Annotated in this window: 11 protein-coding genes; 3 read left to right on the forward strand and 8 right to left on the reverse strand. The window is 38.7% G+C overall.

The window, feature by feature from the left end; translation table 11 throughout:
- The first annotated feature begins 130 nt into the window (after positions 1-130).
- Together I6E11_RS15355 and I6E11_RS13365 are read left to right on the forward strand one after the other, a co-directional pair.
- The gene (locus I6E11_RS15355; protein ID WP_394800138.1) at positions 131-391 is read left to right on the forward strand and encodes a TraX family protein; all 261 of its coding nucleotides are present in this window, start codon (positions 131-133) and stop codon (positions 389-391) included.
- 92 nt (positions 392-483) lie between these two features.
- Positions 484-1,113 (forward strand): cytidylate kinase-like family protein, encoded by a 630-nt coding sequence (locus I6E11_RS13365; RefSeq protein WP_235338647.1) that lies wholly within the window; start codon positions 484-486, stop codon positions 1,111-1,113.
- A 23-nt stretch (positions 1,114-1,136) separates the two neighbouring features.
- On the opposite strand, the gene I6E11_RS13370 is transcribed toward I6E11_RS13365, so the two are convergent.
- From I6E11_RS13370 to I6E11_RS13405, 8 genes are all read right to left on the reverse strand, one after another.
- Positions 1,137-1,394 (reverse strand): helix-turn-helix domain-containing protein, encoded by a 258-nt coding sequence (locus tag I6E11_RS13370; protein WP_262911722.1) that lies wholly within the window; start codon positions 1,392-1,394, stop codon positions 1,137-1,139.
- A gap of 6 nt (positions 1,395-1,400) precedes the next feature.
- Positions 1,401-2,189: a DUF1961 family protein gene (locus tag I6E11_RS13375; RefSeq protein ID WP_235338649.1), complete on the reverse strand. Its 789-nt coding sequence runs from the start codon at positions 2,187-2,189 to the stop codon at positions 1,401-1,403.
- A gap of 150 nt (positions 2,190-2,339) precedes the next feature.
- Positions 2,340-3,692: a sulfatase family protein gene (locus tag I6E11_RS13380; RefSeq protein WP_235338650.1), complete on the reverse strand. Its 1,353-nt coding sequence runs from the start codon at positions 3,690-3,692 to the stop codon at positions 2,340-2,342.
- 236 nt (positions 3,693-3,928) lie between these two features.
- A complete protein-coding gene (gene thrC, locus I6E11_RS13385; RefSeq protein WP_235338651.1) occupies positions 3,929-5,230 on the reverse strand; it encodes a threonine synthase in 1,302 nt (433 codons plus the stop codon).
- Between the two features lie 108 nt (positions 5,231-5,338).
- Positions 5,339-6,547, reverse strand: a complete 1,209-nt coding sequence (locus I6E11_RS13390; protein WP_235338652.1) for a cofactor-independent phosphoglycerate mutase — start codon at positions 6,545-6,547, stop codon at positions 5,339-5,341.
- Positions 6,548-6,563: 16 nt separating this feature from the next.
- Positions 6,564-8,996 (reverse strand): bifunctional aspartate kinase/homoserine dehydrogenase I, encoded by a 2,433-nt coding sequence (thrA, locus tag I6E11_RS13395; RefSeq protein ID WP_235338653.1) that lies wholly within the window; start codon positions 8,994-8,996, stop codon positions 6,564-6,566.
- A 432-nt stretch (positions 8,997-9,428) separates the two neighbouring features.
- On the reverse strand, positions 9,429-9,728 hold the full coding sequence (locus I6E11_RS13400; RefSeq protein ID WP_235338654.1) for a hypothetical protein: 300 nt from the start codon (positions 9,726-9,728) through the stop codon (positions 9,429-9,431).
- 3 nt (positions 9,729-9,731) lie between these two features.
- Positions 9,732-10,544 (reverse strand): MBL fold metallo-hydrolase, encoded by an 813-nt coding sequence (locus I6E11_RS13405; RefSeq protein ID WP_235338655.1) that lies wholly within the window; start codon positions 10,542-10,544, stop codon positions 9,732-9,734.
- A gap of 87 nt (positions 10,545-10,631) precedes the next feature.
- On the opposite strand from I6E11_RS13405, the gene I6E11_RS13410 reads away from it, so the two are divergent.
- A complete protein-coding gene (locus I6E11_RS13410; RefSeq protein ID WP_317221524.1) occupies positions 10,632-11,123 on the forward strand; it encodes an ATP-binding protein in 492 nt (163 codons plus the stop codon).
- Positions 11,124-11,303 lie beyond the last annotated feature (180 nt).

The following is an 11,303-nucleotide window of genomic DNA, read 5'->3' on the forward strand; positions in this document are numbered from 1 at the left end:
ATATAGGTTGTGCATACGATATTTGTCTATTAAAAGTTTGGGCACCTTTAATTTACTAAATATCAACAACATGCACAACTTTTTATTCATAAATCTTTTATCAATTTAATTCCGCCAACGGGTAATATCTATAGTTTTTAAGGCTGATTACAGATGTACTGGAATAGGCGTTATAATGTTAATGTATATATTAAGAAAAAACAGAATATTAATGTCTATAATATGCACATGCTTACTACCAAGCAAATGGATTGGAGGTCTATCTTTCATTTTTATAAACCTTTACAATGGTAAAAGAGGATTTATAAAAAATAATATTGCAAAATCTTCTTTCTATCTATTCTACCCTATACATTTACTTATTATATGGTTTATAAAATTCCATTTATAGTTTAAGGTCATACTTATCAATCTATTATTTATTTTCTTTGATAATAAATTGATTATAATTATATTTGTAAATAACACATATACATGATGACCATGAAAGATAATTTTGTAATAAACCTCGGACGTCAGCTGGGTAGCGGCGGAAGAGAGATAGGCGAAAAACTGGCAAAAGAACTAAATATAGCTTTCTATGACAAAGAACTGATAAATCTGGCATCAAAAGAAAGCGGACTATGTCGTGAGTTCTTTGAACAAGCCGACGAAAAAGCATCGAAAACCATCCTTGGAGGATTATTCGGCTCAAGATTTCCATTCCTTACAGAAGGAGCATATCCATATAACTCATATTTGAGCAACGACTCGCTTTTCAAAATTCAAAGTGATGTGATAAGAGATCTGGCTGAAAAACAGTCATGTCTTTTCGTCGGTCGTTGTGCCGACTATATACTTCGCGACCATCCTCGATGCGCAAACGTTTTCATCTCGTCTTCGCCTGAAGCCAGAATTGAAAGACTTATGTCCACTCTTGAAATTTCGGCAGAGGAAGCAGAAGAACTTATGGAAAAAGCTGACAAGAAACGTTCTTCATATTACAACTATTATAGCTACAAGACATGGGGAGCTGCTGCCACATATCATCTTTGTGTCGATTCCTCCGTACTAGGAATAGACGGTACAGTGGAGTTCGTAAAAGAGTTCGTTACAAAAAAACTTGAACTTTAATACACAAGTCAGCCATAAAGCACTCATTGCTCTATGGCTGATTTTTTATTGTCTATAACCCCCTTCTCATACAATCCTGGAGAAGTACCTGTCACTTGTTTGAACACACGATTAAAATTGTTTGGTGTGCTGAATCCGGTTTCATAAGCTATCTGCTGCATAGTTTTTCCACCGTCAGAAAACAATTCTATAGCACGGTTTATTCTATGGCGATTGATAAATGAGCTGTATCTTATGCCGGAATTGTGCAGCAATCTGCTCATATTTCTGACTGAAATCAGGGACTGTCATTCAATGCTATAAATCTTGAAATTGGCATATCTAGAATTACGAGTGTACATCTGTCTGAGTCCTATCCTACCTTTCGTTATAGCCGGAGCTGAAGAACCGTCAAAATAGAAAGTTTCATTTCTTCCGTCACCAGTGACATTCATATACAGCATGTCGCCATATTTTATCACTTTAATATGATATGTAACCCCTATCTTGAACAATCCGGTATTGTAATATTCCGGTTTCAGGTCTGTGCCGTTAAGGTTATTTCCCGGCATATATCTGCGTCCTCTAATATACTCGTCTTTGTTCTCCGACGGAACACCCGTAACGGCATAACTGATATGAAGGGTATTCATATTCCTGAAATACGTGCTCATAGCCGGAACTTTGCGCAGATTATTCCATTTTGAAATATCATCGGCATACTCCCCTTTGCCGGAACCTGTAGCCTGAATATAAAGGATATTCACAAAATAATATTTTGATGAATCCAATCTTGTGAAATCGTATTCTATCATTATATTACCTTCAAACTCTTTCTTTGTCCATAAAACAGTGTGATGTGCATCATTATAAGCTTCGGGACCTGCATATACCTCAAGCCCACCATTACGATGTTCCGCTTTGGAAATCTCCCCGTCTTTAAACCATTGTTTCTGCCAGTCTTTCCTGAAAGAATCCTCAAAAACCAACTTCATGTCTTTTGAAGCAAGTTTCTGAAATTCATCATAATACTTTTCCGACTGTGCAAATACCCCAACATGGAGTAATATACTTATTAATAAAAATACTATTCTCATATATCATCTGTAATTCTAAAATTGTTATGTAAAACTCTAATTAGTTATAATGAACGCCCAATGAACTTGTTCGTACAATGTTTACTGACTGTTCATCAGACGTTCACCAAAGACAATTAATGGCGTTATTGATTATTTAAATAAATTATTTCAAAATCCCGGAACAAGATTCAAGCCAGCACGTATCTGCCTTGTTTTATGCTGTTTCATCCAGTCGTTAAGCAAAGCTCTGTGGCGATTCAGTTCCGCTTCATATTTCTTTTCCACTGCTAGGTTACGCATTTCACCACGGTCAGCATTCATGTCGAACAACTGTTCACGATAACGTCCTTTGTCGTACATCACATATTTAAAATCCTTTGTTCTCAAAGCCCATCCTCTAGTGTTTCCACCTTTATCGAAAAGAGTCTCTGTTACCACAAAGTCCTGATGTTCCGCATTTATGTCACAACCCTCTACAAGTTTCTTGTACGAACATCCCGGCAATCCTTCCGGCATATCTATTCCTGCCCATTCGCATACTGAAGCAAAAAAATCCACACCATTGTTCACCAACTGAGGCAATTCCTTTCCGGCATTTTTCTTTCCGGGAAGAACCACTATCATCGGGATATTAATGACTTCTTCATAAAGAGCCGACTTCTGATTCCACTGATGTGCTCCCATTCCATCACCATGATCGCTGGTGAATACAATAACCGTGTTTTTCCATAATCCATTACGATCTATGGCATCAACTAATTTACCTATTTCAGCATCTACATGTTCTATTAAACGAAAATAAGCATTTCTGTATATGCGCCAATCGTCTGGAGTGTAATTCGAAGTAGGATAAGCGCTAAAGTTAATACTTTTCTCATACCTTATAACATCTGCATCATACGGATTACGTTCATAATTGAGAGGCAATCCGGGACAATCAGCAATATCCGCCTGTGGCGTCTCTGCATAAGGCAAATTCTGCTGACGGGCAAACTCACAAATATTATGAGGATTATCAAATGAAGCAACCAGGAAGAAAGGTGACTCATGCTTTGAATCAAGATAGTCTACACAAGACTCTGCCAGTCCGAAGTCATTATGGTCATGAATATTCCTAAATCCGAACTCATTGTCTGGGATAGAAGATTTATGTACGTGCCACTTACCGGCATACACACAGTCATATCCTGAATTGCTCATAAGTATACCAAGACTTTGTTTCTTAAGATCTTCCGGCATAGGGTCGCCATTACTAGGCATACCTATCTCATGGGCAAAACATCCTGTAAACATAGATGCTCTTGAAGGTCCGCTCAGAGGAGTGGAACAATAGGCATTACGGAACATCACTCCGGCCTCAGCCAGACGATCCATATTAGGAGTGTGCAAATCCTTATTTCCCATACAGCTCATAGCAGTAGCTGTCTGCTGGTCGGTCATGATGTAAATAATGTTAGGTCTGTCGGCAGCTTGAATCACTGCAGGGGCAATAGTGCCACCAAGTATCATTAGTCTGTTCATAATTTGTGTATAATTAATTTATTCTATTTTGTATGTGCCAAAAATAGACATTAAAACAGAATTCAACTTACACTACTTTACAAAAAACTTTCAAATTTGTGCAGTAATTCAGTTTTATTCCGTTGATAACAGATACTTAAAACGGTATGCAAGTTACTAACAAACATACATAATAAAAAAAGGTTGCCTAAGAAAAAATCTTAAACAACCTTACATAATTTCTTACAAGTTATGAATTACTGTTTCATCAAATACTCTTTAAACGAAGCAAAGTCCTTGCTCATAGGCACACTGAGTTTCTTTCCTCGCATGAATTCCTGAAGTTTTTCAGGTATCTTCACTTCTGCACCTATTATGTTTTGAACAGTCTGAAGGAATTTTGCAGGATGGGCAGTTTCCAGGAATACACCTGTTTCACCAGGTTGCAAGTCCTCTGCCAACGCACGATATCCGCAAGCTCCGTGAGGATCTAGCAAATATCCAGTTTCCTCATATACTTTCTGTACAGTCTCACTTATCTGTTCGTCTGTATATGTCTCACCCGAAATCTCTGCAGCTATTGCATCATGACTTCCTCCGTAGAGATCAAGAATACGGGCAAAGTTACTTGGATCGCCAACATCCATCGCATTCGCAATAGTAGCTATAGATGGACGAGGATTATACTCACCTGTCTTCAGATACTGATAGAAAATGTCATTACGGTTGTTTGCAGCAATAAATCGTTTGATAGGCAATCCCATCTTCTTTCCGAACAGTCCGGCTGTAATGTTACCGAAGTTACCGCTTGGAACACAAACCACAAGATTGTCAGCCAATCCCTGTTTCTTCATCTGTGCGTATGCATAGAAATAATAGAATGACTGAGGGAGGAAACGTGCCACATTAATGGAATTGGCAGAAGTAAGCTGCATATGAGCATTAAGTTCCTTATCCATGAAAGCATTCTTCACCAAAGCCTGGCAGTCATCAAATGTACCGTCCACCTCGATTGCAGTGATATTCTTTCCAAGAGTAGTGAACTGCTTTTCCTGAATTTCGCTAACCTTTCCCTTCGGATAAAGTACATATACATGGATACCTTCTACTCCTAGGAAACCGTTTGCCACAGCACTACCTGTATCACCCGAAGTAGCGACGAGCACATTCACTTCCTTCTTGCCTTCCTTGCGGATGAAATATCCCAAGAGTCGTGCCATGAAACGTCCGCCCACATCCTTGAAAGCCAATGTAGGACCGTGGAATAGTTCCAAAGAATAAATATTATCTTTAACCTTTACGGCAGGAACATCAAAGTTCAATGTATCATAAACAATGTGTTTCAAAGTTTCTGCAGGAACATCATCACCGAAGAAAGCATCTGCCACACGGTAAGCTATTTCCTGGAAAGAAAGGTTTTCTATCTCGTCAAAGAATGATTTTGGCAAAGGCTTTATCTCATAAGGCATATACAGACCTTTGTCCGATGCCAAACCTTTTACCACAGCTTCTTCCAGCGATGCGTCCGAAGCCTGTTTGTTTGTACTGTAATATTTCATAAGTTTCTTGTTATAGTTGACAAGGCAACAGTTACAAGTTGACAAGGTTATATCCATATGGAAAACTATCAATTAACTTGTCAACTAGTCAACTTGTTACCTAAAATATTATTTCATAAATTCATTCATAAACTCGTCCCTTTCCATTGTGCCATATACACCGGACTTGCACGAAATTTCATCGTATGTCTGTACGCTGTCTGGCTCAATTCCCGGATAATAAATCAGGAAAGGAACAGGTTCGTTGGTATGTGTACGATGCTCGCAAGGTGTAGGATGGTCTGGGAGTACGGCTATGGCTACAGGCTCATCCCAATCCTTTACAGCCTCATATATCGGACCGACCGCACGCTTATCCAGGTTCTCTATAGTCTGAAGCTTCAAGTTCAGGTCACCTTCATGCCCTGCCTCGTCGCTTGCCTCTATATGCAGATAAACAAAGTCATCAGTCTTAAGAGCTTCAATAGCAGCAGCTGCCTTTCCTTCATAATTAGTATTATAAAGTCCTGTAGCACCTTCTACATCAATACATCTCAATCCTGCATAGCGTCCGATACCACGTATAAGGTCTACAGCCGTTATCACAGAACCTTTCTTTATCTGAGGATACTTCTGCGACAATGGTTCCATCTTAGGTCTGTAACCCGGACTCCAAGGCCATATACTGTTGGCAGGATCCTTACCTTCAGCCATACGTTTCAGGTTTACGGGATGCGATGCAAGAAGCTCCTGAGATTTAAGAATTAAAGCATTCAGCAAATCAGCTGTTTCCTGAGCTTCAGGACATTCAGCCTTAATCATATTCGAGCGGAACGGCTGCAAGGGAATGTCATGCGGTGGAACACAGTGAAGGTTCTTATTACCACCTTTTATTACCAAAAGATGACGGTACTGTACCCCTGTATAGAAATGTATTCTGTCTGTTCCCAATTTCTCTTCAAGAAACTTAATCAGTTCGTCAGCCTCTTCTGTTGTGATATGTCCTGCCGAATGATTTTTTAAAGTTTCACCTTCAACACATATAATATTGCAACGCATAGCCATATCTCCCGGCTCAAGGTCGACACCGATGCTTGCAGCTTCAAGCACTCCGCGCCCCTCATACACAGTAGGCAAATCATATCCCATTACAGACATGTTTGCAACCTCACTACCAGGATGAAAACCATCGGCTACTGTTTTCAGCATACCGGTACGTCCCATAGCAGCAAGTTTATCCATATATGGAGTTTTTGCGTATTGCAATAAAGTCTTATCCCCAAGGGCAGGTACAGCCCAGTCTGCCATACCATCACCCAGAATTATTATGTGTTTCATATCTGTTCAGTTGTATTTAAATATTCGCTATACTCATGATATCAGCAAATACACCGGCTGCCGTAACACTTGCTCCGGCACCATATCCCTGAATGAGCATAGGATATTCGTTATATCGTTCAGTAGTAATAAGTATTATATTATTCGTACCCTCAAGGTTATAGAAAGGATGATTAGCTTCAACCTCCTGAAGAGAAACACTTCCTTTGCCGTTTTCTAGTTTGGCAACGAATCTCCATCTCTTGTTGTTTGCCTCGAGTTCTTTTCGTTTAGCCTCAAAATCAGCATCCAGTTTACTGATATTCTTCCAGAAATCATCTATAGTGCCTTCGAAGAACTCATCAGGTATGAACAAGTTCTTCTCTACATCTTCCTGATTGAGTCTGTATCCTGCTTCACGGGCAAGAATTACAAGTTTTCTGATGACATCCTTTCCGCTAAGGTCTATTCTTGGATCAGGTTCTGAGTATCCTCCTTCTTTAGCCATACGTATAGTCTCGCTCAAAGGTACATCACTGCTCAACTTATTGAAAATGAAATTCAATGTACCGCTTACCACAGCCTCAATTCTCAGAATCTTGTCACCACTGTTGATAAGGTCATTTATAGTGTTGATAACCGGAAGACCGGCACCTACATTTGTCTCGAACAGAAATTTCACACCACGCTGACGAGCTATTTGTTTCAGTTCCTCGTATATTTCATATTCCGAAGAAGCTGCAATCTTATTGGCAGCCACAACAGATATATTATGGCTAAGGAAATCCTTATACAGACCGGCTATGGCAGGGCTTGCAGTACAGTCCACAAACACAGAGTTGAATATATTCATACCGATAATCTCGTCGTGAAGTACCTGTGGCGACGATGGAATACCTTTTTCTTCAAGTTCCTTGCGATAATTCTCAAGGTCTATGCCACGACGGGTAAAATATGCCTGATGTCCGTTTGCAATACCCACAACCCTCAGACGCAAGCCACGTTCCTTCATCAATTTTTCCTGCTGACTGTGAATCTGCTCAATCAGGCTATTTCCTACCGTACCGATACCGCATATGAAGAGATTCAGTACCTGATACTCAGACAAGAAAAAAGAATCATGAATTACGTTAAGCGTCTTACGTAAAGACTCTGATTCTACCACGAATGATATGTTTGTTTCTGAGGCACCTTGGGCACAAGCTATCACATTAATACCGTTACGTCCAAGTGTTCCGAACAGCTTACCGGCAATACCCGGAGTATGTTTCATATTTTCTCCCACAATAGCCACAGTAGCCAAGTTGCCTTCTGCCATCATAGGCGAGATTTCACCCATTTCAATTTCCTTGGCAAACTCTGCGTTAAGCACTTCGCAAGCCAATGCAGCATCCTCATTTCGTACACCTATTGAGGTAGAGTTTTCAGACGATGCCTGCGACACAAGGAATACGCTGATACCGTTTTCAGCCAAAGTCTTGAAGATACGGTGGTTAACACCAATCACACCCACCATACCAAGACCTGTCATTGTAATCAGACAAGTATCATTGATTGACGAAATACCCTTGATAGGTTTAGATGAATGGTTAGAATCCTGTTTGATGATAGTTCCAGGAGCCTCAGGATTGAAAGTATTCTTGATAAGAACAGGAATGTTCTTATGGCACACAGGATATATAGTAGGAGGATAAACCACCTTTGCACCGAAGTTACAAAGCTCCATAGCCTCAACATAACTCAGCTCGTTTATAGGATATGCAGTACTTATCACACGTGGGTCGGCAGTCATAAAACCGTCTACGTCTGTCCAAATTTCAAGGATATCCGCATCAAGAGCAGCAGCAATAATGGCAGCTGTATAGTCCGAACCGCCACGTCCCAAATTAGTTACTTCACCTGTATTCTTATCAGTAGAAATAAATCCCGGAACAAGTGAAACTTTTGGAAGTTCCACAAAAGCTTCCCTTACCAGACTATTTGTAAGCTCCGAATCAAGAATATGTTTGTTATGCTTTTTCTCTGTCTTGATAAATGTACGTGAGTCAAACCATACGGCACCTTCAATCAAAGTGGCAACAATTATAGACGACAAGCGTTCGCCATAGCTTACAATAGTAGCAGAAGTTTTTGGCGACAGGTCTCGGATAAGGAAAATACCCTGAAATATATCTTTCAGTTCGCTCAACAGTTCGTTCACCTTGTCAAGAAGGACTTCCCTTTCCTTTCCGGCAGGAATAACAGTGTAAACCATTTCAATATGACGGTTCACAATTTCCTTCATTTCCTTTTCATATGCCGCATCGCCTTCCGATGCCATTTTTGATGTCTTTATCAGCTTGTCTGTTATACCTCCCAATGCCGATACAACAACAATTACTTTATCATCAATAGCTTCGACAATCTTTTTAACACTCAACATGCTACTGACAGAACCTACAGATGTTCCGCCGAATTTCAATACTTTCATACCTTTGAGATTATTGAATACGTTTTTTGTATGCCTGAGCAGTACAAAACATAAAATGATTAAAACTTGAATAAAAAAAGAAGAAAATGCTTACGTCCGTAAGCGTGTATCACGTAGAAACACATTATATATATACTCAACCCCGAGGGGTCATCCCAGTACCACATGATGTGACGATCATACGCCCCATTCCTAATGTTGTGATATTGTTATAATGTGTAGTCATTTAGATTGAAATGTTTGTTAAAAGTTTTATCGTTGGCAAATATAAGAACATTTTTCTACAATCAAAACACAAAAAGAGATTTTTTTGCATAAAAACCCTATATTTTGTGACAAAACTACTCATAACGCATTGTTTAAAAACAAAGAAAGGAAGATGTAATCAATCTATTCATACATCTTCCTTTCTTAATATATCAGACAGTTTTATTATTCAGCAGAACCAAAAAGGATATCCTCTCCCTGTATAAATCTAATATCACGAGGAATTCCTGCGCCGTTAATTTTATCAAGATCAGCCTGAAGAGCCGGAGTTATACCGCCGTTTTCTGTTCTAAACTTAGTTGCAAACTCAATATCAATGTAGAAGCTACCACAGCAATTCCTAACATTGATGCCGATAAATTTAGAAGTTTCTTTTTCATAATTTATATATAATGAATTGTTTATTCCTTTGGCCAGCGAAGATAGTAAAAAGATTTTGATTAGAAATAAATCACTTAAATCCAAGAACTATAATTCCACCTCTTTTATACAACCTGTGTGATTATAGAACACTTTATTTCCCCACAAAGAATAAAACAAAGCATACTTATCAACTCCCGAACAATGACATACACCCAGTTCGTCCGGCAATGAGTCTTTCAGTCCATCAGCTATCACTATATCTTTTTCTGACGAAGCATTATGTATGTGGAAACCACCTATGAGCATCTTTAAACGACAATTATCAAAATACGATGATACACTGCGTAAAATATTGGTTATCCCACGATGAGAACATGCACTCAGCAACACCATACTTTCATCTCCTTTCAACACCAAAGCCAACTCATCTTCGAAACGGTCAGGAATCAACTCACCACCACGTTTCACCACAAATTGTTCGAAATGTGTATCCTTTTCATCCAGTACAGGTAAATCCGGAAATATCCATATACCGGGAAGTATCTCTGTAGTTTTGTCCACAAATATGAAACGAGACATATCCATACGTCCGGCATTTCTGATACCATTTTCCCTTTCTCCTTTAAACTTAGGGTGTAGCGCCTCACGTTTACATATGACCTTTGCCTTACTGTTTACCTCGAGGAATGTTTCAAGACCTCCGGCATGGTCACTATGTCCATGCGACAATACAAGATAATCCACCTTTTGCAAATCGCAATGCAACAAACGTGCATTGCGTACAAACAGTTCCGAAGCTCCTGTATCGAAGAGCACTACATTGTCTCCTACTTCGACATATAAGGACAAACCATGTTCAGCCTGCAACTTACGACCATAAACACAATTCTCTACTAACGTTGTTATTCGGCATTTCATTTTTTTACTGATAATTATTTTTTTGCAATTATAGTAAAAAGAGAATATATAAAATGGAATAAATGAAAAATATTTAGATAAAATTGGATACATAAAAATGCCAAACGTATGCAACGAGTTACGTCTTTCAAAATCTATCTTACAAATCCTTCATTGCGTTGTGCTTTATTCACTCCAATAAAGGAAGACGATGAGTTTATTGGAAGTATGGTAGAAACAGCAGTGTTTTCTCAATGGATTCAAGGTGGAAAGACCGACTTTTTTTACGCTAACTGGGCTAAGGGGCGCACGAAAGGTGAGGTTGACATTGTATGGGTAGACATGGCAACACAAAAAGCAGTCTCTGTAGCAGAAATTAAATGGACAGACCGTTTTGCTGAGAACCCTACAGAATTAAAATCACTTCATACTTTTTTATCGTCTAACCATAGTGTAAGAAAAATCTTTGTCACATCCAAAACACGCTTTGGGAAGTATGACACACCGGAAGGAAAGATTTTATTTATACCTGTTGCCATCTATTCATACTGGATATCTAACTTTCTTTACCACTCAAAAAAGAGTAACAGTTTACAGTAATATTATCAGATGTAAAAATAAGCATAAAAAAAAGCTTATTTTTACATATAAGAATAAAAGATTGAATATCAATATAATAAACATGTAAAATAAGAAAAATTAAAGACAAAGAAAGAATTATATTTATCTATTTTACTTTGATTTATAGTTTTATTCATACTAAATACAGTTATTTACATA

Source organism: Bacteroides caecigallinarum, from assembly GCF_021531075.1.
In the GTDB taxonomy this organism is placed as follows: Bacteria; Bacteroidota; Bacteroidia; order Bacteroidales; family Bacteroidaceae; genus Phocaeicola; species Phocaeicola caecigallinarum_B.